We start from the raw sequence: 25,602 nt of genomic DNA, 5'->3' as shown, positions 1-25,602 counted from the left end.
TTCCTTCCATTGTAAATTTGAAGAAATATAAGGATATCCACGCTCAATGTTCAAATCATTCTTTCCATCACCACGGTATTTTTTTATATCTGTAGTTATTTGGCTCGCGCTAAATATGGTGCTCTGGTATACGGGGGGAGATCACTGGGGAGAGTATTTAGGCTTTCCTCGTGGTTATGCAGATGCTGAGTTGCCTATTGGGGTAAGCCGTTTTTGGTCACCTGCATTTTTATGGTTCTATCTCTGGTTTTTAGTCTCTACTGCTCTTTTTGCTGGTTTTTGGAAGATAATTTCTAATAATCCATGGCAACGTTGGTCTATATGGGGCTCTGCATTTATTTTATTTAATATCTGGTTCAGCGTTCAGGTCAGTGTTGCGATTAATGCATGGTATGTACCATTTTGGGATTTAATTCAAAAAATGCTTTCTAGCGGCGGGGGAAATGTTTCGGCACTTTATAGTGAGACCTTAGTGTTTCTTTATATTGCAATGGTGGCTGTAACTCTAGCCGTGATTAATGCTTTTTTTACCAGTCATTATGTATTTCGTTGGCGTACGGCAATGAATGAATACTACACAGAACATTGGGAAAAGCTGCGTCATGTAGAAGGTGCCTCACAACGTGTGCAAGAAGATACGATGCGCTTTGCAACTATTTTGGAAGATTTAGGTGTTGAGCTGGTGAAAGCAATCATTACATTGATTGCGTTTTTACCTATTTTATTTCATCTATCTAAATACGTTCCTACATTACCCCTTATTGGAGAGTTAGATCATTCTTTAGTTTGGGCGGCAATAGTCTGGTCAATTTTCGGAACTGTTCTGTTAATGGTCGTAGGTGTAAAGTTACCAGGCTTACAATTTAACAATCAAAAAGTAGAGGCTGCGTATCGTAAGGAGTTGGTCTATGGCGAAGATCATGCAGACCGTGCAAAACCTGCTACCTTGCGTGAATTATTTAGTAATGTACGGAAAAACTACTTCCGTCTCTATTTCCATTATGCCTATTTTAATATGACAGCGATTTGGTACGGTCAACTTGATATTTTATATAACTTAGTTGTTCTTTTCCCATCAATTGCTGCTGGTAAACTTACATTAGGTTTAATTCAACAAATTGCAAATGTGTTTGGACGTGTACGTGAATCTTTCCAATATTTAATTAGTTCATGGAAAACAATTATTGAACTACTTTCGATTTATAAGCGTTTAAAAGCTTTTGAATCGATACTACATAAATAAAAGAAAACCCGCGAAAGCGGGTTTTTTATAGGTGCAAATATTTAATGAGTTGAGTTGTAAAAATTGAGAATAGGACCTACTAAAGACTGCTGAGATTTATCTAAGGTGACTTGAATTTCTTTATAGTTGAAAGTGTCTTCATCATCATATTTAGCAATACCATGTGTTTTATTATTCACTTGCGGAATTTGGTAACTAAAAAAAGCCACTTTTTTAGAAGGATGAACAATATTAATGAGTTTTTTTGGATCTTTAAATCCACCATACTCATTTTCGAGACTTTCTTTTAATAGCTCAGGAAAGTAGAGCGTTGCATTTGGTAGTCCACAGCCAACGCAAAAAGAAGAGTCATAAAGCTTTATTACTTGTTTTTGATCTGGACTTATTGCTAAAGCAAAACCAGTCCCGTTAGCGCCTGCATTTGCTTGCACATCTTGCCAGTCTCTAGGAACGAGCACTAAACCTGTTTCGGGTAATGCAAGAAGCTTGAGTTGCTTGGCATGTTGTGCATCGAGTTTAAAATTAAAACGGCAAGTTTTAACTGTACATGCTTCAAAATCTTTAAGTAAGCCATTCTCTGTTGGGCTTTGCGCCGTGACACCATAAAACGGTACGGTAACGCCGTTTAAAAACTTTGCCTCTCCTAGAGCATAGAATTGATTATCCGCTTTGCGGGTGGCAGCAGAGCTATAAAACTTGGGGAAATGAGGTGTAAAGCTTTTTACTTCTGCATAAGCAGTTGAAGTTAGACTGACTAATGCGGTAGATAATAAAAAATTCAGTTTTTTCATTGTTGGAAAGTAATCAGTTTAAATTTTATATAAATCTAGCATATTCTTTTAAACTAGATGCTAACTCAAAATTTTAAACTGTTTTTAACTTAATAAGAAAAACAGACATGTAGAGATATGAAATAATGAAAAATATACTTTCAATTTGCTGTTTGGCAGTGATGAGTTCTTATAGTTTTGCTCAAGACATAAAGGGTATTTCATTTTCGCACCAAGAGTGGGAAATCTCTTGTAGCAATACTGGAGCATGTAAGGCCGCAGGGTATCAAAATGAAGAAAATGGTGATAATCCAGCGTCGCTGCTATTAGTGCGTAAAGCAGGGCCAAAACAAGCTGTGCAAGCTGAATTTGCTTTATCAGACTATGAGCAAAGTTTGCCAGCCAATCAGCTTAAAAATATTCACTTTTATGTAAATGGCAAAGATTTAGGCACTGTGACTATAGATGGTACCGATTTGCCATTGATGGGTAAATTGAATAATTCACAAGTCAACGCTGTATTACAGCAGTCTAAACAGAAAACTGAAATTGTATTTAAAAATGCTCAGCATGAATGGAAAATTTCCGATGCAGGAATGACGGCTGTGTTATTAAAAATGGATGATTTTCAGAAACGTATTGGGACTGTTGGTGCTTTGGTTAAAAAGGGTGGTGCCAATGAAACTAAAGTACTTATGCCTGAGCCAAAACTACTTGTTAAACGCATTAAAACTACAGCTAAACCTTATTTAACGCTACAACCGAAAAGCAAGCAGTATCAAGCAATACACCGTAGCTTGATGGCAGCTAATCCGAATCCTAAAGAAGACTTTTGTGAAGGAATCTATGGTAGTAGTGATGGAGCTGAACCACAAAAAATCGAGTTGTATAAACTAACCAATAAGAAAGTTTTGGCGACTACGTTGTGTTGGAGAGGTGCTTATAACGAAGGGTATGGGGCATGGGTACTCGATGAGTCTTTGACTGGTAAAGCAACGTTTGTGACAGAGACAGCTTCTGATTTCGATAGCGGTATTATTAGTAGTGCTCAAAAAGGGAGAGGCATAGGCGATTGTTGGGCAAGTGAAGAGTGGGTGTGGGATGGCAAGAGTTTTGTACACACTCAAGATACGTGGACGGGCATGTGCAAAGGCCTAGCAGCAGGTGGGGTGTGGGATCTTGTTCGAATTGAAGCTATTATGAAATAACCACATGTTTGACAAGAAAGATCATTAGGAAAAGAAAAAATGATTAAAAGTAAAATGGAGATAGCTTTCTTAGTTGCAGCAGGAATGTTTGCTTGTTTTGCTCAGCCTGCTTTTGCCGCACCTTTAGATATTTTAGAGTTTAAAAAAACACAATTAAGTCAGAATGAGCAGGAACAACTTTGCATACAAGTTAAAAATCTTTGTGAACATCCGGACCAATGGCGGTTTTTAAAAACAGTAGATCAGCAGTTATGGCTTTTGTCAGGTAGCGATATTATTCGATTTAGTAATTCTCCAATGGGACTTAAACTATCGAAACAGTGGCATGTAAATCTCTCTACTCAAAAAGAGGGTACATCTGATGGGCAGTTTATCTTTCCTAAGCTTTTTCCCATGGCCCTAAATGGTTATGCAATTGCAGTAATCGATTCATTTTCTGAAATGTACTCAGGAGGTGGTGCAAATATTGAGCGAGCTAGTTTTTATGAGTTAACAGATTCTGGAACGACACATCAATTTATTGCGAACTATCCATTTAGTTTTAGTAGGATGATTCGGGCATGTTTTTCTGAACAGGATTATAAAAGTTCTAAAGGCAAATGCCATGATGAAGATAGTCTCAGTCTAGATATTCGACCAATTAAACCTATGTTGTGGCAATTCCGCTATCGTTATAGTTTAAGCGTATCACCTGCCTCAGATTCAGGTGAGAAATCATATAATGGCAGTAGAAACTTAAATATTGATTTAAATAAAGCACCAGAACAGCCAAATATTTCAGAAGCATGGAATTATGCCGGAATGGGCTAAGGATTAAATCAGTTGATTAATTTGAAGAATTAGACGATTTACAGAGTCATAACAGGTAACACCACTAGCTCTGTGATACAAAGAACAGATTGTTTATTGGAGCTAGACCTATGTCACGTCAAGTTTATGCGATTGCCCGCCGTAAGTTTTCACATTTGAGCCGTTCAGTTTGTATGGCAGTTGCTGTACTGGGTACAACACAAATTGCGATAGCTGGTCCAACCGTTGATCAGTTAAGTGACTGTTTAGTTAAGGCTACAACTGCTTCAGATAAGACCACTGTACTTCAATGGACATTTACGGCTTTAGCTGCCCATCCTGATTTAAAAGCATTTAGTAATGTCACGCCTGAGCAAAAAAATCAGTTAGATCAAAAACTGGCGCAGGTTTTACAGCGTGTAATTGTGGAGCAATGTTCTACCCAAACTAAAGCTGTGATTCAGGCTGAAGGTGTGAAGGCAGTTGGGGAGGCTTTCCAGCAGTTAGGCCAAAGTGCGGGCGAAGATATTGTTAAAGATCCCGCAGTTAAACAGCAGTTGCAGGGTACATTGCGCTATATCGACTTAAATAAATTAGTAACAACGTTTTTAACACCAGAAATTTGGAATAAGTTGGGAATTACGAGATAAAAATCTAGTTTTCTATTTTCGTAATAAAGCCTGCTATTTAATCAGCAGGCTTTATTTTAATTGGGATGAAGAGATCTATTTAGAGAGTAATCTTAGCGCCTAAAACTTTCACAAATTGTGCTAACCAAGCTGGATGTGCAGGCCAAGCAGGTGCTGTCACCAAATGACCATCTGTAACTGCTTCAGTCACAGCAATATCTGCATATTGTCCACCTGCCAATTTTACTTCGGCAGCACATGCTGGATAAGCTGAGCAGAGGCGACCTTGTAATACATCTGCAGCTGCGAGTAACTGAGCGCCATGGCATACGGCTGCAATTGGTTTTTTCACTCGATCAAACTCACGCACAATTTCGATAACACGTTCATTCATACGTAAGTACTCTGGTGCTCGACCACCCGGAATAACGAGACCTACATAGTCTTCAGTATTAACGGCATCAAAATCAAAGTTAATCGCGAAGTTGTGGCCACGTTTTTCGCTATAAGTTTGCTCGCCTTCAAAATCATGAATAGCCGTTGCAATATGGTCGCCGTTCTTTTTATTTGGGCAAACGGCATGCACGGTATAACCTAAGCCAGTTAAGAACTGAAAGGGAACCATGGTTTCATAGTCTTCGGCATAGTCACCGACTAACATTAAAATATTTTTAGACATGATTTATCTCTCTTTTAAAAATATAAGTTATCTAAATTCTTAATTTAAATTAGCACAGTCATTGAGTAATTCTTTAGGAAAAAGTCCATTCTTTAGTCGAAGGATGTTTCATAGAGGATATAAAAAAGCCCCGATAAATCGAGGCTTTTTAGTTTTATCAGGTCTATTTTTTATAACTCACAAGCTTTACCTTGATATTCACGACGGTTAAAGACGTATTCCTTACCATTCCATCGATAAACAGCAAAACAGAAGCCTGGACCCCCATTTTCAATATCAGGCCAACCATCTTTACCTTCAGTTTTCAAAAAGGTGGGGATGCCAGAGTCGCTAAATATTTTTTTCCATTTTCCATCTTTTTGCTGTGAAACAATATAGTAGCCAACGCCAGTATTGCCAAAACACATAGTGCTACTATCTTGAATGACTGCATGCTTATTTATGACGTTATTTAACTTCTAAGAATTCTACACTCTCTATTTGGAAGAGAGGATACATAATATATAAAAACTTTTTTAGCTGGATGGATTGTAATATTTATAATTTATTAAAATTAGATGGTCTTATATACTGTAAGCTAAAATTAGCTAAAGCAAGTTATATGTGTTTGGAGTAAATATGTTTTTAGAATTGTTTTCTAAAAGGAATAAACAAAAAAAAGAAACAGAGGTATATTTATACAACAACCTACCGGATCAATTTCGTGTACAAGTTACTTATATTTTTAAGGATTTATTCGGGGAAAGAGGAGAGAGATTATATGAGATTTTACAAATAGAAAATATTTATCAAGATCTAGTTAAGTGTTTGGCAAGAAATTTTGGGGTTTATTATCTACATCAAATTTATAAACATGATAATTACGGCTATCATTCAGAGTTTATTAATGGCTTTCTGTCTGAAAAGAATATTGACAAAACAATGGACTATATTGAATTGGCTTTTAGAGTTGCTAATAATATTGCAAAAAGTGAAGAGTATGAGGATAGAGTTCAGTATTGTGGTTTTGATAGTATTAATAAACATGCCATAGATGAGCTGAATTATCGTTTTGATGAGCATGCGTTGGGATATCAATTTGTTGAAGGACAGATTATTCGAAGAGATAATACTTTTACACATTCTGAAATTATTAAACCTTCTTTAGAAATTTTATCTAGAAAGAGATTTAAAGGGGCTAGTTCTGAATTTCATAAGGCACATGAGCACTATCGAAATGGTAAAAATCATGAAGCTTTAAACGAGTGTTTAAAAGCATTTGAAAGCACGATGCGTATTATTTGTGATAAACAAGGATGGAATATTAAAAGTACAGCAACTGCCAGTACATTAATTAAAGTTTGTTTTGAAAAAAAATTAATTCCATTATTTTGGGAAAGTAAGTTCACTTCTTTAAAAACTTTATTAGAAAGTGGGGTGCCAACTGCTAGAAATAAGTTAAGTGGGCATGGCGCGGGGGCTGTTGAAAAAGAAATACCACGCTATATTGTCGAATATGCAATAAATATGACTGCATCAACAATATTATTTTTAGTTGAAGCTGAAGAAAATTTATAAAAAAACCCGCTCTAAAGCGGGTTTTTCTAAAAATTGAATTAGCTTAACCAATCAGTTTTTTCATTAATTCATTTACTTGAGCAGGGTTAGCTTTACCCTTAGAAGCTTTCATGACTTGACCTACAAGACCGTTAAAGGCTTTTTCTTTACCAGACTTGTACTCTTCAACCATTTTTTCATTGGCTGCAAGTACTTCTTTAATAATTGCTTCAATTGCACCAGTATCAGTTTCTTGCTTTAAGCCTTTTTCCGCAATAATGTCATCGGCAGATTTACCTTCCGATTCCCACATAAAGCCAAAGACTTGTTTTGCAATCTTACCGCTAATGGTGTTATCAACAATACGAGCAATCATGCCGCCAAGCTGTTCAGCAGAAACAGGTGAGTCAGCCAAATCTAGGTTAGCTTTATTTAACGCACCTGAGAATTCGCCCATTACCCAGTTTGCCGATACCTTACCTTGTGCAGCACCGCCCGCAGCAGCCACAACAGCTTCAAAGAAGTCTGCCATTTCGCGTGAAAGCGTAAGTACATGTGCATCGTACTCAGTTACACCAAAGTCTGCGATAAAGCGTGCACGGCGTGCAGCAGGAAGCTCTGGAAGTGCAGCGCGAGCGGCTTCAATTTGCTCATCTGCAATAATCACTGGTAACAAGTCTGGATCTGGGAAGTAGCGGTAATCATTCGCTTCTTCTTTCGAACGCATTGAACGTGTTTCCATTTTATTTGGATCGAACAAACGAGTTTCTTGGTCGATGCTTCCACCGTATTCCAAAATTTCCATTTGGCGTTCAATTTCAACATTGATTGCTTGTTCAATGAAACGGAATGAGTTGAGGTTTTTAAGCTCACAGCGCGTACCAAACGGTTGTCCCGGACGACGTAAAGATACGTTACAGTCCGCACGGAATGAACCTTCAGCCATGTTACCGTCGGAAATACCTAACCAACGCACAAGGGTGTGAATTGATTTGATATATGCCACTGCTTCTTCAACCGAACGCATGTCTGGCTCAGAAACAATTTCAAGTAAAGGTGTGCCAGCACGGTTTAAGTCAATGCCAGACATGCCTTCAAATTGGTCATGAATCGATTTACCGGCATCTTCTTCAAGGTGAGCACGAGTTACGCCAATGCGTTTAGTCGTACCATCTTCAAGCTGAATGTCGATGTGACCCAAGCCCACAATTGGGTTATCCATTTGGCTAATTTGATAGCCTTTTGGCGAGTCAGGGTAGAAGTAGTTTTTACGTGCAAACACAGATGCTTGGTCGATGTATGCATCGATACCCAAACCAAAGCGGATAGCAAGATCAACTACTTTTTCATTTAAAACAGGCAACACACCCGGCATTGCCAAGTCGACAAGGCTGGCTTGAGTATTTGGGTCTTGACCAAATTCAGTTGATGAACCAGAGAAAATTTTAGAATTGGTTGCAAGCTGAGTATGAATCTCGATACCAATAACGACTTCCCAACCGTCAATCAATTTCAACTTTTGAGCTTCAGCCATTATGCATTCTCCTCAGCAATTGCCGCACGTTGAGTATGGAAATCGGTGTTTTGTTGGTATTGATGAACAATCGACAACAATTGTGATTCTGACCAGTAGTTACCAATTAATTGTAAGCCTACAGGTAAGCTGTGTTTATCAAAACCAACAGGAGCATTAATTGCTGGTAAGCCTGCTAAGTTCACTGCAAGTGTATAGATATCGCCTAAATACATTTCAGTTGGACTTAAGTTTGCACCAATTTTATAAGCAGTCGTTGGTGCAGAAGGAGCAGCAATCACGTCTACATTTTCAAATGCTTTTAAGAAGTCTTGTTGAATTAAACGACGAACTTTTTGAGCTTTCACATAGTAAGCATCGTAATAGCCCGCAGAGAGTGCATAGGTACCAATTAAGATACGGCGTTGAACTTCTGGACCAAAACCTTCTGAACGTGAACGCTTGTAAAGATCCATTAAGTCGGCTGGGTTTTCACAGCGGTGACCGTAACGAACACCGTCATAACGAGACAAGTTAGAAGATGCTTCTGCTGGCGCGATGAGGTAATACGTTGGTACATAAGCCTCAGTCATGTTGAGATCGATCTCAACAAGCGTTGCACCCATTTCTTCAAGCTTTTTCAAAGACTCTTCAACACGAGCTTTTACGTCAGCATCTAAACCAACAACGTTAAAGTATTGTTTAGGAATACCAATGCGTAAACCTTTTACAGATGTGTTGTTTAAGTTCGCAACGTAGTCATCAACTTCTTTTTTAACAGATGTTGAGTCTTTTGCATCGTGACCTGCAATTACATTCATCAGGTAAGCACAGTCTTCAGCAGAGCGTGCCATTGGACCCGCTTGATCTAAAGATGATGCGTAAGCAATGATCCCGAAACGAGACACACGACCATAGGTTGGTTTTAGGCCCGTTAAACCGCAGAAAGAAGCAGGTTGGCGAATTGAACCACCTGTGTCAGTACCCGTTGCAAAAGGCGCTAAATCAGCAGCTACAGCAGCAGCAGAGCCACCAGATGAACCACCAGGAACACGGTCAAGTGCCCATGGGTTGCTGGTTGCACCAACATATGAGCTTTCTGAAGTTGAACCCATCGCAAACTCATCCATGTTCACTTTACCTAAAGTGACAAGACCAGCAGCTTTAGTTTTTTCAACAACAGTTGCATCGTAAGGAGAGATGAAGTTATCAAGAATTTTTGAACCAGCAGTTGTTTTAATGCCTTTGGTACAAAAAATATCTTTATGAGCAAGTGGGATACCCGTTAGAGCAGTTGCATTACCTGCTTTTAAAGCAGCATCCGCAGCGTCAGCTTCCGCGAGCGCCTGTTCAGGTGTAACCGTCACATAGCTTTTTACCAGTGGGTCAATTTTAGCAATACGTTGCAAATAATGTTCAGTCAGTTCGCGAGATGAAAACTTCGCTTGGCTTAAGCCCTCAGCAAGTTCACGAATTGATAAGCGATGTAAATCAGTCATGAGTAAAATTTCTTTACATTCAAAATAGGGAAGATGGGGTAATTGAGTAAAAGTTATTCAATCACGCGAGGAACAAGATACAAACCATCTTGAGTTGCAGGTGCAACTGCTTGGTATTCATCTCGATGATTGCTTTCCGTTACCACATCAGCACGTAAAGGTTGAGGATTATCAAAAGGACTTTTTAAAGGTTCTACGCCTTCAGTATCAATGCCTTTTAAGGTTTCCATCATGCCTAAAATTTTATTTAGACTTTGAGCATATTCAGCAGATTGCGTATCATTGAGCGACAATCGAGCAAGATTGGCGATTGCTGAAACTGTTTGTGCATTTAAATCTGCTGAATGCTGTGCATCCGATGTAGACATAACATCACCTAATCAGTATTAAAAATTTTCAAAATATCGTGCGTTATAATAAGCGATTGACTTGTTCAAATCATCACATTTAGTTTAAAGTTGCCACCTTGCATCCACATGAAAGTTTAACTGAGAACGAACCGTGATTCTAAAACGACTAATTGGCTTGTTTTCGCCGGATCTAGCCATTGATTTAGGTACTGCAAATACACTTATTTATGCACCAGGCCGCGGCATTATATTAAATGAACCAACAGTTGTGGCAATTCGTCACAGTGGTTCACAAAAAATTGTTGCTGCTGTAGGGCTAGATGCTAAGCAAATGTTAGGCCGTACACCTGCGAATATTTCTGCAATTCGTCCAATGAAAGACGGTGTAATTGCGGATTTTGAAGTGACTGAAACCATGTTAAATCAGTTTATTGGTAAAGTTCACGAAAAACGTTTGTTCCCACCTGCACCTCGTGTGGTTGTATGTGTACCATGTAAATCAACTTTGGTCGAGCGTCGTGCAATTCGCGAAGCAGTATTTAATGCTGGTGCCCGTGACGTACGTTTGATTGAAGAGCCTATGGCTGCTGCAATTGGCGCAGGTATGCCAGTTGAACAGGCGTGTGGTTCTATGGTTGTGGATGTTGGTGGTGGTACAACTGAAATTGCAATTATTTCATTGCAAGGTTGTGTCTATGCTGACTCTTTACGCATCGGCGGCGACGTTTTTGATGAGCAAATCATTAATTATGTTCGTAAAGCGCATGGTTGCGTAATTGGTGAAACCACAGCAGAAATCATTAAAAAAGAAGTAGGTATGGCCGTTTCTGATGGCACAACATTAGAAATTGAAGTACGTGGACGTAACCTTGCAGAAGGTGTGCCTCGTGCAATTACTGTAACTTCTGACGAAATTACTCAAGCAATCTCTGATCCATTACAAAACATTGTAAGCGCAGTGAAATCAGCACTTGAGCAAACTCCTCCAGAACTTTCTTCTGATATTGCCGAGCGCGGTATTGTATTGACAGGTGGTGGTGCATTACTTCGTAACCTCGATAAATTATTAGCTCAAGAAACTGGTTTACCTGTTATGGTTGCTGAAGATCCCCTTACTTGTGTTACCCGTGGTGGTGGTAAAGTATTGGAATTCTTTGACAATCCTAACCATGACATGCTTTTTGTTGGTTAAGTTTAAGGATTAGGCGGTGCAACCGAATATTTTTTCAAGACAGCCGCCATCTTTCCGCTCGTTCATTATTGCGGTCATTACATGCTTGGTGGTGCTGTTTTTTGATTGGCGCATGCCGTATGTAATTCAGCCAGCAAGGGATGTCTTGTACGCTGCATATAACCCAATTTATGCATTGGCTAGTTATCCAGTACTGTCGAGAGAATGGCTGAATCAACAAACAAAATCTGAAGCACAACTGCGTCGTGAAAACACTGCGATGCAGGCTGAGCTTTTACAAGCTCAAGTCCGCTTACAGAAGCTTTCTGAACTGTCAGCTGAAAATACCCGTTTGCGAGGTCTTCTTGATACCCCATTAATTATTGATGGACGTATGGAGATTGCCGAAGTGATTGGGACAGATGCAGATCCATTGCGTCATATCATCATTGTTAACCGTGGCTCTATGGATCATCTAAAAGTTGGTCAAACGGTTCTGGATGATAAGGGGATTATGGGGCAGATCATTAATGTATATCCTCATAGCTCACGTGTAATGTTGTTATCAGATAAAGAACATTCACTCTCAGTCCGTCTCGAACGTACGGGAATGCGAGCGATTGTTTCTGGTACGGGTGATTTAGGCCGTTTAAAAATGGAATATGTCCCGACGAGTGCGAATATTCAAGTGGGTGATAAAGTGTTTAGCTCAGGTTTGGGTGAACATTTCCCAGCAGGGTATGCAGTGGGTACAGTCGCTAAAATAAGACGCCATAATTCAGGTGAGTTTGCAGAAATTGATGTTACACCAGCAGCTCAATTAGCAACAGGACATCATGTAGTTATACTTTTCTCTGATTCATTAGCGAAGGAGCAGCCATATGCCAATCGCTAAACTGAAGCGAGAAAAGCGCCAAGATCCACTATGGGGAATAATTATCTCTGTTATTGTGGGTTCTGTACTTATGGTTTATCCGCTGTCCTATGATATTTCAGGTTGGCGCCCATTATTCATGTTGATGATTACGCTGTTTTGGGTGGTATGTCAGCCAACATGGTGTGGGGTCTGGTTTGCATTTGGAATGGGGATTTTTGCAGACTTATTGCTGGATGCTCCTTTAGGTCTTAATGCCTTAAGCTTTGTAATTATAACTTTTCTTACTCGCTTTTTAATTCGGGAGCGCCGTATTTTAACTTTCGTTAATATATGGACCATTGCAACTCTAGTCATTATTGCTCATTTAGCATTTATGTGGGTAACCCAGACTATGGGCGGAATTCATTTTTCGATTGCTAGACATTGGCAACCATTGATGACAAGTATTATCACTTGGCCAGTGGTCTATTATTGTTTGGCAAAATGGCGCATATAGTTTTAGCATCTAGCTCTCCTCGTCGGAAGGAGCTATTGCAACAACTGGGTTTAGATTTTGAAATCTACAGTCCAGATATTGATGAGTCAGTACATGAAAATGAGCTGGTTCATCGCTATGTTGAACGTTTAGCTAGAGAAAAAGCACAAACTGTATTGAGCCTTTTTCCAGAAGCAATTGTTATTGCTGCTGATACAAGTCTTGGGCTTGACGGTCAAATTATTGGTAAGCCTGAATCGAAAAATCATGCCTTTGAAATCTGGAAACAATTATCTGGACGTTGGCATGATGTGTTTTCTGGATTATGTATTGCTACGCAACAACAAATGTTAAGTCAGGTGGTGCAAACACAAGTCGAATTCCAGCATCTGACTATGCAAGATATGGAAGATTATTGGACTACAGGTGAGCCTGTGGGGAAGGCCGGTGGATACGCAATTCAAGGAATTGCTTCTCAATATATTCCCCAAATTCAAGGAAGTTATAGTAATGTGGTAGGACTTCCTTTATACGAATTTGCACAGTTATTAAAAAGAGTAAAGACATAAGAGGTTGTTATCATTCTTGATTGAATAGCATTGTCGATGAACACTAGGCAAAGTTAAAATTAACAGCTTCTCTGACTCTTTAATAAAAATTTTATAATGCTTTGAGTTTATGTATGTCAGAAGAATTACTTATTAATGTCACGCCTATGGAGTGTCGGGTGGCATTAATCGAAAATGGAACTGTTAATGAGCTGTATGTCGAGCGTACAGTCAAGCGCGGTCTAGTCGGCAATATTTACAAGGGTAAAGTCGTGCGAGTGCTTCCAGGCATGCAGGCTGCTTTTGTTGATATTGGTTTATCTCGAACAGCCTTTTTACATATCAATGATATGGTTTGGCCTCGTTCACAACCGACTCCAAACGTTTTTGAACTCTTACATCCCGGTCAAACCCTAACAGTTCAAGTAATGAAAGATATGTTAGGAACGAAAGGGGCTCGTCTGAGTACAGATCTTTCAATCCCTTCTCGTTATCTGGTTTTAATGCCATATGGTAACCATATTGGTGTATCGCAGCGTATTGAGTCTGAAGAAGAGCGAGAGCGACTACGTAATATTATTGAAGGTATTCAATCTGAACATAATTTGCCGGGGAGCGTGATTGTACGTACGGCTGCCGAAGGTGTAGATGAGGCAGAAATTGCACGTGATATGTGCTATCTGAGTAAATTATGGGAATACATCCAACGGAAGCAAATTGATGTTGCGGTTCCTTCTTTAATTTTTGAAGAGCTGCCATTACCTCAGCGTATTATTCGAGATTTAGCAAGCGAAGAGACTGCAAAGATCTATGTCGATTCGAGAGAAATTCATGCCAAACTTCTTGAGTTTGTTGAAGAATTTGTGCCGAATATGCAGAATCGACTCATTCATTATCCGGGTGAGCGACCGCTATTTGATCTTTATAATGTCGAAGAAGATATTCAAAAAGCCCTTCAAACGCGCGTTGCTTTGAAGTCAGGCGGTTATCTGATGATTGACCAGACTGAAGCCATGACAACGATTGATGTTAATACCGGTTCATATGTCGGTGGTCGTAGTCTTGAAGACACGGTTTTTAAAACCAATATGGAAGCGACTCAAGTTATCGCGCGTCAACTTAGACTGCGTAATTTGGGTGGTATTCTCATTATTGATTTTATTGACATGCAAGAGGCAATTCACCGTGAAGAGGTGATGCGTCAGTTTGAAAAAATGCTTGAGCGCGATCACGCCAAGACCAAAATTACTCAAGTGTCAGAACTTGGTCTGGTCGAAATGACGCGTAAACGAACACGTGAATCGTTAGAACATTTGCTTTGTGAGTCGTGTCCGACCTGTCAAGGACGTGGTTTTGTCAAAACAGCAGAGACAGTGTGTTACGAAATATTTCGTGAGATATTAAGATATACCCGTGCATTCGAGTCAACGAGTGGCTTTACTGTTGTTGCTCATCCTTCTGTGATTGACAGATTATTAACAGCAGAAGCACCAGCAGTGGCAGATTTAGAGCATTTCATCAACCGTGTGATTAAATTTCAGGTCGAAAATTTATATACGCAAGAGCAATACGATATCATTTTAAGTTAAAGTTGTAACAAGATATCGCTTAATCCTTGTTACAACTGAAATTTTACTTTCATTCATGAATTTTAAATACTACTTGCATACAGTAGCCGTAGACGTTCTCCCTATTTAACGTCTTAGCAAACAATAAGAGGTATAGCCCATGAATGTAAGTGAAAACTTAATTAGCAACGGTCTTAAACATGTTTTAGAAAGCACGCCAGTAAATAGCTGCTATATGTTGAATGACCAAGGTAAAGAAGTACCGATCACAACTGCAATGATTCGTTCAGTATGTCATCAGTTACTTAACCAGTGCCGCACAATTAAAAAGTAAGGGGCCAATTCAAAGCCCCTTAACTTTTTCTAACTTGCTGAATGATGTCTCAGCTGCTTCTCTGCAATAATTTCTTCAAAACGTTGAATCTCATCTTCTAAGTGAGTCAAAAGGTTTTGCATTTTTGGCAAAGCATTTCGACAAGCCGTTAATCCAACTTCAAGCTTATCTAAATAACTGGTCATGGTAATATTTAAAGCTTGTCCATCCATGACAATTGAAGCAGGGTAGAGTGCGTCTAATTTCGCGCCATTCCAATAAAGTGGCTCACGTGGTCCAGGTACATTAGAAATGACTAAATTAAACGCCTGACGCTTAGGAAGCATTCCTGACATGATGTTTAATCCTGCCGGACCATAAACAACTGCGCTATAGTTTAAAATTTCATTCGCAGTCATACGACTAAAGCGTTGCTTTGAATTTTGCATGCTGCGACGAATGATTTCTAGACGTTCTAACGGTTGGTCTTTATGAGTTCCTAAATTTGCCAGAATCATGGTAATCCGGTTACTCATATCAGAATCATCGGTACGTAATGAAGCGGGAACCATGGCAATAAGTGGCTTTTTAGGTAAGCTATTTTGACTAATCAAATATTCACGTAAAGCACCAGAACATACGGCCAGCACAACATCGTTAATTGTTACACCTAATACTTTTGAAATTTTTCTAAGGCGGCTCAGTTCAAATGATTGGGCCGCAAAACGACGTGAAGCACTTACTCTTTGATTCAAAATCGATACTGGCGCCTGAAAAGTAGAAACATAATCAGGATTTTTGCCCATTTCTTTAAATATAGTCTGAGATAACTCTTGCATGACTTTAGGCGCTATATCGAGTTGAGACTTAATGCCGCCTAAAATACTCTTAATTTTACTGGTACTTGGAGTCGGTACTTTTAGTCGCTTGGTTCTTTTACTTTCAACACACCATAAAGGAACAACATGTTTCTCTTCAGGTGTTTTTGAAAGTGATTTCTCGATCAAACGCATACCTGCAACGCCGTCGACCATTGCATGATGGATTTTAAAATACATTGCAAAGCGATTACCTTCGATTCCTTCAATAATATCGCAAGTCCAAAGGGGCTTTGCACGATCAATTAATGAACTATGTTGCTGTGAAATATAAACAAGAAGTTCACGAATACGGCCGGGATGAGGCAGAGCAATGTGGCGAAAGTGATGATCAATATCAAATTCTTCATCCTCATCCCAAAATAGACCATTTAAACGGTTATTGAAGGGCGGAATAGGAATACTTTTTGAACGTTTAATATCTTCTACTAAATCATGTACAAAAGTTTCAGGTGCATTTTCAGGAATTTCAAATAAAAATAATCCACCGACATGCATGGGTTGCTGTCTTTTTTCAAGTGACAGAAAAATGAAATCAATTGGGTGTAATGGACGCATAAATCATTGTGCCTCATGCATTTTTCTAAGAAGCCCTTATCTGAGCTCTTATTAGAATTATAGAACCGTAAAATTAAGTATATAGCGTTTAGAGTAGATAAAATATGACTTTGTGTACGGAACATGGCATAAAAAAAACCACTGATTTAGCAGTGGTTTTTTGATAACAAATTACTTTTTCATGTTGCCTGCATGTAATCCGCATTCTTTTTGAGTCGCTTCTTCCCACCACCAGCGTCCTTCACGCTCATGTTGGTTTGGTAACACAGCACGTGTACATGGTTCACAGCCAATAGAAACAAAACCACGTTCGTGAAGAGGATTGTACGGAATTTCCATCATACGGATGTAACTCCATACTTCGGCACTTGTCCAGTTCGCTAGAGGATTATATTTAATGAGTTGCTTATCTGGGCCAGAAAAGCCCGCATCCGCTTGTACTACTGGAATTTCTGTGCGTGTACCGGGACTTTGATCTTTACGTTGGCCAGTAATCCAGCCATCTAAAGTCGCAAGTTTTTTTCGTAAAGGTTGAACTTTTCGAATACCACAACATTCTTGGTGCCCATCTGTAAAAAAACTGAATAAACCTTTTTCGTTTACCATGTTTTGAACAGCTTCAGGTTCAGGAAAACAAATTTCGATATTGATATTGTAGTGTTTACGGACAGTTTCAATAAATTGGTAAGTTTCAGCATGAAGACGGCCAGTGTCGAGACTAAACACACGGAAAGGCTTACCCAAACGTGAAGCAATATCAATTAAGACAACATCTTCTGCTCCCGAAAAAGAAATTGCAATTTCACCTTGGTGGCTTAAGGCAAGCTCTAAAATTTCTCGAGGACTTTTGTTTGCATATTCAGCAGCAAGAGCATCTACGATATCAATAGTCGGAATAACGGTCATGTGTGTTCCTGGCAAAAGGCTTGGGCGCATTGATTTATGAAAAATATTCTAAAGGATAGTGAATAAATTGCTTAGCACTTTAATTTCAAACCTTATGAATAAAATTGATTTGATCAATAACAACGCAAAACTGAAAATCTTAATGGTATGATACAGCAATTTTTAACCAACGTTGGAAGCATTCATGGAAATCGTATGCCTAGATCTTGAAGGGGTTTTAGTTCCTGAAATCTGGATCAATTTCGCAAAAAAAACAGGGATTAAAGAACTAGAAGCAACAACTCGTGATATTCCGGATTATGATGTTTTAATGACTCAGCGTCTGAATATTTTAAAACAACACGGTTTAGGCTTAAATGACATTCAAGAAGTTATTGCCGAGATGGGGCCTTTACCTGGTGCAAAAGAGTTTGTTGAATGGGTGAGCACTCATTTCCAACTTGTGATCCTGTCAGATACTTTCTATGAGTTTGCACATCCTTTAATGAAGCAATTGGGGTGGCCAACAATTTTCTGTCATAAATTAGAGACGGATGAAGAAGGAATGATCACGGCTTATAAACTACGCCAACCAGATCAAAAACGTGAGTCTGTTAAAGCATTACATGGCTTAAATTTCCGTGTAATCGCTGCTGGTGATTCATATAACGATACAACCATGCTGGGTGAGGCTGATCATGGTTTCTTGTTTGATGCACCTGAAAACGTGATTGCTGAATTTCCACAGTTTCCAGCCATCCAAGGATATGATGCATTAAAAGAAGCGATCCGTTCAGTTTCAAAGCGTTGCATTCCAGCTTAAGAACTAAATAATAAAAAAGGCGCTTTAAGCGCCTTTTTTATTATTTAGTTTTGAAACTTAGAATTTATAACCAAGTTTTAAACCGTAAGCGATTGCATTGTTGTCAGAGAATTCTGCAACATATTGATCAGTACCTGCTTGTGCACCTGTTTGAGCTTTAGCATCCCCTAACCAGAAGTATTTTACACCACCAGCAATGAATGTTTGTGGAGTAGGGCTATATTGAACACCTAGACCTACGTTCCAGTAACCTTCTGTTGGACCTAATGTTGTTATAGGGTTACCTGCACCTGAGTCCCAACCTACAGAAACGTTACCTGCCCATTTGTCATTAAGCTTACGGCCTACACCAGCATTAACAGACCATTGATCATCAGCATATTCAACTAAGTTAAAACCGTTCGGACGACCAACTAGATTGCCTACAGCCTCTGAAACTTTACCAAATTTATATGGTTGAATTGAGAAGTCTTTCCAATTTACCCAACGTACGTTAGCAAACGCAACCGTATTCGCCATGATCCCTGTTTGGAAATCAAGGTTAACAGACTGTGGGGTAGTAATTGTAGTTTTACCAGATGTGTTAATTGCTTGAAGTTTAGAAGCTGGAACATCTAAACCAGCAAGTACTGCGGTAAGACCAGGGAAATTTAATAAAGATAGATTTTCATTAATATCCACTTTATGATCAATTTTAGAGCGATAAGTTACAGATGTTTTAAGTGCAATTTCAGGAATCTGATAAGCTGCACCTGCTAACCAACCAGCACCTGTAGTTTCTTTAATATTTGCATCATAACCATTATAAAGGCTGTAAGCTTGACCTCGTAAACTTACATTACCTTTAACTGTTTGTAATACAGGACCTGCATAGAAGTTAAAGTTTTGAGTCGGTTGATAACCAAAAACAAAAGATAAGTTTTGTGTATCAACTTTTACTTTAGTCCCACCATTACCTAAATAATTATTTGCCGCAGAAAGAGCGCCAGCAAGTTGTTGAAATTGAGGGCTTGCTAAAACTTGGCCTTTTGCCAAAGCTAAAGTTTGATCATTTACAGGTATACCCTTTGCTTCTAAAGCGTCTTTTGCTTTTTTAGTAACAAGACCATCAACAGCTGCTGCTGATAAAACCGTATCAGTACCTGGATGAGATACGAATACATTGTTACCTGAATATTCTGCATCTGCTCCAAATGGCTGGTCATAGAGTAGACCGAAAGAGAATTTATCGTTGAGTTGTAATTTTAATGCAGCACTTGGGAAATAGTAATCATTACCCATATCGTCAATATTACGACGTGTTGCGCTTGATCCTGCTTCTTTACCCTCTACAGTTGGATCTAAAGCAGTGATACCTGCCTCAAAATAATTACCCGGTTGTAAGAAAGCAGACATTGACTGTCCAGAGCGATCCAAAGCTGCTGCAAAAACCCCAGTTGCAGGCAGCGTTGCTAAAATCATTGCAGTGCTCAGATGTTTTAATTTCATTTTAATCTTTCCTTGAACTTCAAGACATTTTTTTAAAAGTAACAGAGTTAAACCGTTTAAACTGTGTTGCCTTCAAAGCTTCTAATTACAACTTATAAAAGCTTTGATAACTCCATGTAACAAAAATAGCATAATTACCATAAGAGTAAATCTGTTATATGAACTGAAGAGTACTCATTTTTTATACAAATAGTGTCAATAATGAATGAAATATGAAGGAATATTTTTATTTATAAGTTGTTTTAATTAATTGATATTTATATTTTTAATCTATTATTTATGATGTTTGTTGTACTGACATTTCTGTCACAAATTCAAGAAAAATGGTCAAAGATTTTTTTGTAAAAATATGGATTAAATGATTATGAAATGAGTATTGGTCGTCATTTTTACTTGATAAATCTAGTTTCTCTACATCTGTATATTATTGATTAACTTTTATATTCTTGGTTTTGTAATAAAAAATCCCTTAATTTTTTTACCATTTGATCTATTTTTTTGGTGGTTTTAGTCTGTCTGTTTAGGAATTGCTATGAGAGAATAACCGAAAATATCAAGATAGATTCAGCTATTCTACTTTTAGAGCTCAAACACAGCATTAGAGTGGATATAGTTTTTCATCAAATTGTTCAAGCTTAGGAAATGTTAACGGTTCGAGCTGGTCCAGATGAGTGAGATAAGTTACATAGTCTTCGAGAAGGGTTTCTCGTGCTTCTTGGCTAATATAAGGTACATGATAAGCAATGAAGGGCGGTAGAACTTCAAAACCAGCATATGCCAAGGTACCACGATGAATCGGTGATAAATAATTTGCGATAGGGCCATGAATGGAGTTCTCTCCAAACATGTGTGTTCTACCACCGAGTGTTAAACACAACATTGCTTTTTTACCTGCCATGCCGCCATGGTTGTAAAACCGCTTACCACCATAAAAAAGTCCCGAGACGAACACACGATCAATCCAGCCTTTTAAAATTGCTGGCACAGATGTCCAGTAGAGTGGGAAATTTAAAATAACTAAATCAGCTTTTTTTACTTTTTCAATTTCTGCTTGAATATCTGGAGCTAGAAGTTGATTTTTACTGGCATTTCTTTGTTCTAGTGCATAGTTTAAATAGTCAGGCTGATTAAGCTCTAAAAAATCCTCTTTGGATGCAATAGGGTTAAATTGCATCGCATATAAATCTGAAACTTCTACGCTGTGCCCCAATTTTTCTAAGGTTTGTTTGGCTGTACTTTTTAGAGCAGCGGTAAAAGACTGTGGTTCTGGATGAGCATGGACAATCAGAATATTCATAAGGCGACCTGTATTCTTTTCAGAAATTGTGCTGTTTAGTGCAATTCAGCGGATTTTGTTTTGAATAACTATGCATCAATTTAAAAGCATGGCATAGTTCATGAACTGACAGTTTTTACCATTTCGCGCCATTTTATTTTGCTCAATGGGTTGCTCATGAATCCAGAATTACCCGGAACTTATATTAATTTAATCGTCGAGACTATTAAGCCATGGGGTATCTCTGGTGAGCAACTTTTAGATGGAAGTGGAATAGCTTTAGACCAATTAAAAAAGCCTTATTGGTATGTTGAGTTCAACATCTTAAATGAGCTTATTGAACGGGCGATTGAGTTATGCAAAGAGCCAGCATTAGCTGGGTATTTAGCTTTAAGCATGACGGCCTCTTGTTATGGTTCAGTCGGAATGGCTGCTATAGTTTCTCCAAATTTAGGAGAAGCGCTGAAAATTCTTGAACAGTTCATTGGCTCACGTTGTAAAGTTTTTAAACCGGAATTAAAACAAGAAAATAATGATGCATATTGGTCAATTCATCAGCCCATCAATGCATTTCAGTTGAGTCCAAATGCCAACATTTTTTTGTTAGTTGGTTTTGTTCAAATTGCAAAAAAATTAACAGGACTTTCTCACTTAGGAAAAGTTGAATTACAAATGCAAGAACCGATAGGTTTTTCACAAATAGGTCCTCAACTGGCGGTCACTTGTTTATTTAATCAAAAGTGTAATCATTGGATATTTCCAAAAGAGTATTTAGCACAGCCTGTATTAATGGCGGACCCAATGCTAGCGCCGTTGTTAAATGCACAATGTAAGCGGGATATAGAGAAATTAAAATTAAAAAGTGGTTGGAAAGGGCGAGTCAAACAAGTTGCTGAAAAATTGCTTTTGAATGGGGAGATTGAGGCATTGAAAGTTGGGCAAGTTGCTCAAATCATGAATATGTCAGAGCGAACCCTGCAACGTTATTTAGCTCTTGATCACACTAGTTTTACACTGTTGGTGGACTCACTGAAAAAAGAGCATGCTCAGAAACTTTTAGCACAAAATAATATGTCGATTGAAAAAGTGGCTTTAATGCTGGGTTATGCCGAGACTTCTCACTTCACTCGTGCGTTTAAGCGGTGGATGGGTGTTACACCTAAATATTTCCAAACCCAGCATAAAATGGCGGATTCAAATTAAAGGGCCACAAATTTAAATTCATGGCTTTTCATTTATCACTTGCGTTAATTAAGTAGATTGTTCTGACTTAGATGAGAGTGATTCAATTACTTCAAAATAGCTAGGTGGTGCTGGAACATGGCCGCGATTTCTTAATAGACGATGCATGCGCGGCAGTTTGAAGTATGGCACCGAAGCCATTAAGTGGTGCTCCATGTGGTAATTGACATGAATAGGGGCCACGAAGCTTCTAGCAATCCAACCTGCACGTGTTGTACGAGTATTGGTTAAAGCTGTATTGCTGGTTTGCATCCCTGCATGTTCGGCCATGGAGCGAATTCTTAAAAATAATGGGAATGGTGTTAAATAAGCTAAAGGCCATAACCAATAAAACCGTTGTTGACCAAAAGCTTTTAAAACACCATAAATAGCTACATTGGTTGCAATGGCTCCGCTACTGTTTTTTACAATACTTTTAGCATAGTCAACGAGATCTTTATTACTTCGGTCTAGCCAGACTTGATCATTTGCAACCGTCCATTTCATTAAATCGAGATCCATTAACACCCGACCAAAGCTAAACTTTAATCCGGTCATACCTGTTAAGTCGCGTAAGAATTTACGAGTAAGAGATTTCTTACTAACAGGAAAACCAGAAACTAAAGAAAGGTCGGGATCATCTGGGGTAGAGGTTTTTGCATGATGACGAACATGATGTACGCGATATTTTTGTAGATCATTCCAGATGGGACGAGCACATAGCCATTCACCGACAAAGTCATTTATTTTTTTATTTTTGAACAAGCTTTTATGTGATGCATCATGCATCAAAATCGCTAGGCATAACTGGCGACCAGCCAATATAGCCAAGGCAAGCATGCAAGCAAGTAGTTTGCCCCAACTAGGTAAGTAATCCCACATCATGATTAAGCTGGCAAATGTTCCGCCAATAACAGCCCATGTACTTGCAACAGCCCAAGCACCATATGCATCTGAGGGTTGGGTGAGTTCCTGTATTTCTTCTCTGCTAAAGAGATCGGTCACACTTACTTGTGCATTCATTTTTATTCTCCCAAATCAGATTTTGGTATCCATATTTTATATTACTAATATAATCATAAAATTTTAAAAAGTGTAATATTTGTTTGTAAAAAAATAAATCGCCCTTTAATGGGCTAATTCATTTTCATAAATTTTCTGCCACAGCTTTTGTCCAATCGAATCGAGCTGCTGTACATTCTGAGCGAACTGATTGCGGGCATGTTCGTCAACAAATGGATGGGGTAGCAGAGGATCATTCATGAGTAAAGTAATCGTTTCACGTCCTAATAACAAAGCTTGAGTGGCGGCCTCGTTTAAGGATAAATTTTTATAATTCAAAAGCCATTCTTGGATATCTTGACTATACATCTCATAGTTTTTTTCAAGCTGTTTGGTATCCCATAAAGAAGGAATTAACGAAACTGTTTTTGAGTCAAATTTTTGAATAATAGAAATTTTGGCTTCATTTTCAAGACCCGCTAAAACGAGCTCTTCACATGTTTTTTCAAAACTATAGGCTAAATTATCTGGGCGTATATAAATTCCAGTTTCGAGTTCTCTAAAACCAAATTGACGTAAAGCATGTTCTCTCTTTTTTAAAGCCGTCCGGTCTATACGGCCTAATGTCCCCGTAAAAACTGCCAGATAATTCTGTTGCCATTCTTTGGTCTGTTTAATGCCATTTTTACGATTCAAAATGACTTTTGCCCAGTCTTTGGTTGATGGTGAAAGTTGATAGATACCACGCTCGACGCTTTCTATCATGCCTTCATTTAATAGTCGAGTTGTAGCAACACGAATACCGTTGTCACTCATATTAAAAAGTTTAGCGGCAATCAATATTTGTTTAATGGTGAGCTGAGGATAAGCTGAGGAAAGAAATAAATCGATAATAAGATGACGTGCATTAATTTTGGTATTTTTCATTCAGATAGAATTTTTGATATGAGTTGCATGTAAGAAAAATAATATCATGTTTTTGTAATGTCTTTTTAAGATCATTTTAGGGTAAATAAGCTTAAAAAGCCTTAGCTACAGAATGAGAAATTTTGTAGTTCTTAACCAAGTTCATCTTTTTACGATAGTTAACCTAAGATTGTCATGATGATGTGATACATTATTCCCCTTTAAATAAACCGCCTTTTGCTAAGGGCAATAACCACAAATGCTAGAAATGATCTGATATTGGGCATGAACTAGGCCAAAATTATGGTTTGTACATGATATAAAACAAATTTTTAGACTTTTCTGGTGATTAACTTTTTGAGCAAGTGATGGAAAATTTTGAAGTTATAAAAGCACTGTTTTTAGGCTTTGTCGAAGGCTTAACTGAATTTTTACCAATATCGAGTACAGGCCATTTAATTTTATTTGGTCATATTATCGATTTCCATTCAGACGGCGGTCGTGTATTTGAGGTCGTAATCCAGTTAGGTGCTATTTTGGCAGTGTGCTGGTTATACCGACAAAAAATTGTTAACTTGATTAAAGGCTTCTTTAGTGGTGATGTGGAATCACGTCATTTTGCTATCAGTGTACTTATTGCATTCTTCCCCGCAGTTATTATTGGGGTTTTGGCAGTAGACTTTATTAAAAGTGTTTTATTCAGCCCAATTGTGGTGGCGATTGCCTTAATTGTCGGGGCACTTATTATTTTCTGGGTTGAATCTAGACAATTTGAACATAAGACACTCGATGCAACCAAAATTACTTTTAAACAAGCACTTTTAGTTGGACTTGCTCAATGTGTTGCCATGATTCCAGGAACTTCACGTTCAGGTGCAACAATTGTGGGTGGAATGTTTGCGGGCTTATCACGTAAGGCTGCTACAGAATTCTCTTTCTTCCTTGCTATGCCAACCATGTTGGGTGCTGCAACTTTTGACTTAGTTAAAAATGCTGACGTACTGACCGCCGATAATATGATTAATATTGGGGTAGGTTTTGTTGCTGCTTTTATTGCCGCATTGTTTGTTGTAAAAGCATTGGTTCTGTTTGTAGAGCGTCATACCTTACGCGTATTTGCTTGGTATCGAATTGTACTCGGTGTAATCATTTTGATTGCCGCAATGTTCTTTAATTTATCGGCTTAAATAATCTGATAAAGTATAAAAAAACCTAGAATGCTCTAGGTTTTTTTATGCCTAAAAATTGATTTGAATTACCTCTTTATACAAAGTAAACGTAAGACAGATGTTTTCACTTTAGGTTCATTGTTATATTGATTATTAGATTACTTCTCACAATAAAACTATGCCGCAAAATCATCTTACAGAACATTTGGTCAATGTATTTTTGCACTT

General features: G+C 38.3%; 25 protein-coding genes and 1 pseudogene. 14 read left to right on the top strand and 12 right to left on the bottom strand.

What is annotated here, in order from left to right:
- Window positions 1-46 precede the first annotated feature (46 nt).
- On the top strand, window positions 47-1,243 hold the full coding sequence (gene sbmA / locus WA249_RS03645; RefSeq protein WP_336166519.1) for a peptide antibiotic transporter SbmA: 1,197 nt from the start codon (window positions 47-49) through the stop codon (window positions 1,241-1,243).
- Window positions 1,244-1,284: 41 nt separating this feature from the next.
- On the opposite strand, the gene WA249_RS03640 is transcribed toward sbmA, so the two are convergent.
- Window positions 1,285-2,034, bottom strand: a complete 750-nt coding sequence (locus WA249_RS03640; RefSeq protein WP_336166518.1) for a DUF4850 domain-containing protein — start codon at window positions 2,032-2,034, stop codon at window positions 1,285-1,287.
- Window positions 2,035-2,159: 125 nt separating this feature from the next.
- On the opposite strand from WA249_RS03640, the gene WA249_RS03635 reads away from it, so the two are divergent.
- The 3 genes from WA249_RS03635 to WA249_RS03625 all read left to right on the top strand — a co-directional run bounded on the left by WA249_RS03635 (window position 2,160) and on the right by WA249_RS03625 (window position 4,660).
- Window positions 2,160-3,221, top strand: a complete 1,062-nt coding sequence (locus WA249_RS03635) for a DUF1176 domain-containing protein (RefSeq protein WP_336166517.1) — start codon at window positions 2,160-2,162, stop codon at window positions 3,219-3,221.
- Window positions 3,222-3,260: 39 nt separating this feature from the next.
- Window positions 3,261-4,031: a hypothetical protein gene (locus tag WA249_RS03630; protein ID WP_336166516.1), complete on the top strand. Its 771-nt coding sequence runs from the start codon at window positions 3,261-3,263 to the stop codon at window positions 4,029-4,031.
- A gap of 110 nt (window positions 4,032-4,141) precedes the next feature.
- Window positions 4,142-4,660, top strand: a complete 519-nt coding sequence (locus WA249_RS03625) for a hypothetical protein (protein ID WP_336166515.1) — start codon at window positions 4,142-4,144, stop codon at window positions 4,658-4,660.
- A 79-nt stretch (window positions 4,661-4,739) separates the two neighbouring features.
- On the opposite strand, the gene WA249_RS03620 is transcribed toward WA249_RS03625, so the two are convergent.
- Window positions 4,740-5,318: a DJ-1/PfpI family protein gene (locus WA249_RS03620; protein ID WP_336166514.1), complete on the bottom strand. Its 579-nt coding sequence runs from the start codon at window positions 5,316-5,318 to the stop codon at window positions 4,740-4,742.
- A gap of 170 nt (window positions 5,319-5,488) precedes the next feature.
- A pseudogene (locus WA249_RS03615) lies at window positions 5,489-5,755 on the bottom strand (hypothetical protein); the annotation flags it as partial.
- Window positions 5,756-5,936: 181 nt separating this feature from the next.
- Between WA249_RS03615 and WA249_RS03610 the strand changes: the two are divergent.
- Entirely contained in the window at window positions 5,937-6,875 is a 939-nt protein-coding gene (locus WA249_RS03610; protein ID WP_336166513.1) for an STM4504/CBY_0614 family protein, read from the top strand.
- Window positions 6,876-6,918: 43 nt separating this feature from the next.
- Here the strand turns inward: WA249_RS03610 and gatB are convergent, their stop codons facing one another.
- From gatB to gatC, 3 genes are read right to left on the bottom strand one after another with little or no spacing between them, the layout of a single operon-like run.
- The gene (gene gatB, locus WA249_RS03605; protein WP_336166512.1) at window positions 6,919-8,388 is read right to left on the bottom strand and encodes an Asp-tRNA(Asn)/Glu-tRNA(Gln) amidotransferase subunit GatB; all 1,470 of its coding nucleotides are present in this window, start codon (window positions 8,386-8,388) and stop codon (window positions 6,919-6,921) included.
- Window positions 8,388-9,866 (bottom strand): Asp-tRNA(Asn)/Glu-tRNA(Gln) amidotransferase subunit GatA, encoded by a 1,479-nt coding sequence (gene gatA / locus WA249_RS03600; RefSeq protein ID WP_336166511.1) that lies wholly within the window; start codon window positions 9,864-9,866, stop codon window positions 8,388-8,390. Before gatA ends, gatB begins: the two co-directional genes overlap by 1 nt.
- A 53-nt stretch (window positions 9,867-9,919) precedes the next feature.
- Entirely contained in the window at window positions 9,920-10,234 is a 315-nt protein-coding gene (gene gatC, locus WA249_RS03595) for an Asp-tRNA(Asn)/Glu-tRNA(Gln) amidotransferase subunit GatC (RefSeq protein WP_000107699.1), read from the bottom strand.
- Between the two features lie 133 nt (window positions 10,235-10,367).
- Here gatC and WA249_RS03590 point away from each other — a divergent pair, with 133 nt between their 5' ends.
- The 6 genes from WA249_RS03590 (at window position 10,368) to WA249_RS03565 (ending at window position 15,189) form a co-directional block, all read left to right on the top strand.
- On the top strand, window positions 10,368-11,408 hold the full coding sequence (locus WA249_RS03590) for a rod shape-determining protein (RefSeq protein ID WP_003655325.1): 1,041 nt from the start codon (window positions 10,368-10,370) through the stop codon (window positions 11,406-11,408).
- Window positions 11,409-11,424: 16 nt separating this feature from the next.
- Complete coding sequence (gene mreC, locus WA249_RS03585; RefSeq protein ID WP_336166510.1) at window positions 11,425-12,282, top strand: rod shape-determining protein MreC; 858 nt, start codon at window positions 11,425-11,427, stop codon at window positions 12,280-12,282.
- On the top strand, window positions 12,269-12,760 hold the full coding sequence (gene mreD / locus WA249_RS03580) for a rod shape-determining protein MreD (RefSeq protein WP_336166509.1): 492 nt from the start codon (window positions 12,269-12,271) through the stop codon (window positions 12,758-12,760). The genes mreC and mreD overlap by 14 nt, the downstream gene beginning before the upstream one ends.
- Window positions 12,748-13,308 (top strand): Maf-like protein, encoded by a 561-nt coding sequence (locus tag WA249_RS03575; RefSeq protein WP_336166508.1) that lies wholly within the window; start codon window positions 12,748-12,750, stop codon window positions 13,306-13,308. The genes mreD and WA249_RS03575 overlap by 13 nt, the downstream gene beginning before the upstream one ends.
- 113 nt (window positions 13,309-13,421) lie before the next feature.
- Window positions 13,422-14,876 carry a ribonuclease G gene (gene rng / locus WA249_RS03570; protein WP_252612065.1) on the top strand — a complete coding sequence of 485 codons (1,455 nt, stop codon included), beginning with the start codon at window positions 13,422-13,424 and terminating at the stop codon, window positions 14,874-14,876.
- A gap of 139 nt (window positions 14,877-15,015) precedes the next feature.
- Entirely contained in the window at window positions 15,016-15,189 is a 174-nt protein-coding gene (locus WA249_RS03565) for a PA1571 family protein (RefSeq protein ID WP_002116397.1), read from the top strand.
- 29 nt (window positions 15,190-15,218) lie between these two features.
- On the opposite strand, the gene WA249_RS03560 is transcribed toward WA249_RS03565, so the two are convergent.
- Together WA249_RS03560 and WA249_RS03555 are read right to left on the bottom strand one after the other, a co-directional pair.
- Complete coding sequence (locus WA249_RS03560) at window positions 15,219-16,604, bottom strand: WS/DGAT/MGAT family O-acyltransferase (protein WP_336166507.1); 1,386 nt, start codon at window positions 16,602-16,604, stop codon at window positions 15,219-15,221.
- A gap of 171 nt (window positions 16,605-16,775) precedes the next feature.
- A complete protein-coding gene (locus tag WA249_RS03555) occupies window positions 16,776-17,510 on the bottom strand; it encodes a phosphoadenylyl-sulfate reductase (protein WP_336166506.1) in 735 nt (244 codons plus the stop codon).
- A 184-nt stretch (window positions 17,511-17,694) separates the two neighbouring features.
- On the opposite strand from WA249_RS03555, the gene thrH reads away from it, so the two are divergent.
- Entirely contained in the window at window positions 17,695-18,312 is a 618-nt protein-coding gene (gene thrH, locus WA249_RS03550; RefSeq protein WP_336166505.1) for a bifunctional phosphoserine phosphatase/homoserine phosphotransferase ThrH, read from the top strand.
- 57 nt (window positions 18,313-18,369) lie between these two features.
- On the opposite strand, the gene WA249_RS03545 is transcribed toward thrH, so the two are convergent.
- Both WA249_RS03545 and WA249_RS03540 read right to left on the bottom strand, forming a co-directional pair.
- Window positions 18,370-19,800 (bottom strand): OmpP1/FadL family transporter, encoded by a 1,431-nt coding sequence (locus tag WA249_RS03545; protein WP_336166504.1) that lies wholly within the window; start codon window positions 19,798-19,800, stop codon window positions 18,370-18,372.
- Between the two features lie 598 nt (window positions 19,801-20,398).
- Window positions 20,399-21,097 (bottom strand): NAD(P)H-dependent oxidoreductase, encoded by a 699-nt coding sequence (locus tag WA249_RS03540; protein WP_336166503.1) that lies wholly within the window; start codon window positions 21,095-21,097, stop codon window positions 20,399-20,401.
- A 156-nt stretch (window positions 21,098-21,253) separates the two neighbouring features.
- Between WA249_RS03540 and WA249_RS03535 the strand changes: the two genes are divergently transcribed.
- A complete protein-coding gene (locus tag WA249_RS03535; RefSeq protein WP_336166502.1) occupies window positions 21,254-22,279 on the top strand; it encodes an AraC family transcriptional regulator in 1,026 nt (341 codons plus the stop codon).
- A 48-nt stretch (window positions 22,280-22,327) separates the two neighbouring features.
- On the opposite strand, the gene WA249_RS03530 is transcribed toward WA249_RS03535, so the two are convergent.
- Together WA249_RS03530 and WA249_RS03525 are read right to left on the bottom strand one after the other, a co-directional pair.
- A complete protein-coding gene (locus WA249_RS03530) occupies window positions 22,328-23,320 on the bottom strand; it encodes a fatty acid desaturase family protein (protein ID WP_336166501.1) in 993 nt (330 codons plus the stop codon).
- Between the two features lie 105 nt (window positions 23,321-23,425).
- Window positions 23,426-24,226 carry a PaaX family transcriptional regulator C-terminal domain-containing protein gene (locus WA249_RS03525; protein ID WP_016137098.1) on the bottom strand — a complete coding sequence of 267 codons (801 nt, stop codon included), beginning with the start codon at window positions 24,224-24,226 and terminating at the stop codon, window positions 23,426-23,428.
- Window positions 24,227-24,573: 347 nt separating this feature from the next.
- Between WA249_RS03525 and WA249_RS03520 the strand changes: the two genes are divergently transcribed.
- The gene (locus tag WA249_RS03520; protein WP_005309907.1) at window positions 24,574-25,392 is read left to right on the top strand and encodes an undecaprenyl-diphosphate phosphatase; all 819 of its coding nucleotides are present in this window, start codon (window positions 24,574-24,576) and stop codon (window positions 25,390-25,392) included.
- The last annotated feature ends 210 nt before the right edge of the window (window positions 25,393-25,602 follow it).

Origin of the sequence: Acinetobacter sp. 161(2023) (genome assembly GCF_037027805.1) — a bacterium.
In the GTDB taxonomy this organism is placed as follows: domain Bacteria; phylum Pseudomonadota; class Gammaproteobacteria; order Pseudomonadales; family Moraxellaceae; genus Acinetobacter.
This window is presented reverse-complemented; position numbering and strand designations above follow the sequence as displayed.

Bases quoted from the DNA above. Each gene is read 5' to 3' on its own strand.
- sbmA (WP_336166519.1), top strand. From the start codon at position 47: ATGTTCAAATCATTCTTTCCATCACCACGGTATTTTTTTATATCTGTA.
- WA249_RS03565 (WP_002116397.1), top strand. From the start codon at position 15,016: ATGAATGTAAGTGAAAACTTAATTAGCAACGGTCTTAAACATGTTTTA.
- WA249_RS03630 (WP_336166516.1), top strand. From the start codon at position 3,261: ATGATTAAAAGTAAAATGGAGATAGCTTTCTTAGTTGCAGCAGGAATG.
- WA249_RS03535 (WP_336166502.1), top strand. From the start codon at position 21,254: ATGAATCCAGAATTACCCGGAACTTATATTAATTTAATCGTCGAGACT.
- gatC (WP_000107699.1), bottom strand. From the start codon at position 10,234: ATGTCTACATCGGATGCACAGCATTCAGCAGATTTAAATGCACAAACA.
- rng (WP_252612065.1), top strand. From the start codon at position 13,422: ATGTCAGAAGAATTACTTATTAATGTCACGCCTATGGAGTGTCGGGTG.
- WA249_RS03560 (WP_336166507.1), bottom strand. From the start codon at position 16,604: ATGCGTCCATTACACCCAATTGATTTCATTTTTCTGTCACTTGAAAAA.
- WA249_RS03575 (WP_336166508.1), top strand. From the start codon at position 12,748: ATGGCGCATATAGTTTTAGCATCTAGCTCTCCTCGTCGGAAGGAGCTA.
- WA249_RS03640 (WP_336166518.1), bottom strand. From the start codon at position 2,034: ATGAAAAAACTGAATTTTTTATTATCTACCGCATTAGTCAGTCTAACT.
- WA249_RS03635 (WP_336166517.1), top strand. From the start codon at position 2,160: ATGAAAAATATACTTTCAATTTGCTGTTTGGCAGTGATGAGTTCTTAT.
- gatB (WP_336166512.1), bottom strand. From the start codon at position 8,388: ATGGCTGAAGCTCAAAAGTTGAAATTGATTGACGGTTGGGAAGTCGTT.
- WA249_RS03545 (WP_336166504.1), bottom strand. From the start codon at position 19,800: ATGAAATTAAAACATCTGAGCACTGCAATGATTTTAGCAACGCTGCCT.
- thrH (WP_336166505.1), top strand. From the start codon at position 17,695: ATGGAAATCGTATGCCTAGATCTTGAAGGGGTTTTAGTTCCTGAAATC.
- WA249_RS03520 (WP_005309907.1), top strand. From the start codon at position 24,574: ATGGAAAATTTTGAAGTTATAAAAGCACTGTTTTTAGGCTTTGTCGAA.
- WA249_RS03610 (WP_336166513.1), top strand. From the start codon at position 5,937: ATGTTTTTAGAATTGTTTTCTAAAAGGAATAAACAAAAAAAAGAAACA.
- gatA (WP_336166511.1), bottom strand. From the start codon at position 9,866: ATGACTGATTTACATCGCTTATCAATTCGTGAACTTGCTGAGGGCTTA.
- WA249_RS03555 (WP_336166506.1), bottom strand. From the start codon at position 17,510: ATGACCGTTATTCCGACTATTGATATCGTAGATGCTCTTGCTGCTGAA.
- WA249_RS03540 (WP_336166503.1), bottom strand. From the start codon at position 21,097: ATGAATATTCTGATTGTCCATGCTCATCCAGAACCACAGTCTTTTACC.
- WA249_RS03620 (WP_336166514.1), bottom strand. From the start codon at position 5,318: ATGTCTAAAAATATTTTAATGTTAGTCGGTGACTATGCCGAAGACTAT.
- WA249_RS03625 (WP_336166515.1), top strand. From the start codon at position 4,142: ATGTCACGTCAAGTTTATGCGATTGCCCGCCGTAAGTTTTCACATTTG.
- WA249_RS03525 (WP_016137098.1), bottom strand. From the start codon at position 24,226: ATGAAAAATACCAAAATTAATGCACGTCATCTTATTATCGATTTATTT.
- WA249_RS03530 (WP_336166501.1), bottom strand. From the start codon at position 23,320: ATGAATGCACAAGTAAGTGTGACCGATCTCTTTAGCAGAGAAGAAATA.
- mreD (WP_336166509.1), top strand. From the start codon at position 12,269: ATGCCAATCGCTAAACTGAAGCGAGAAAAGCGCCAAGATCCACTATGG.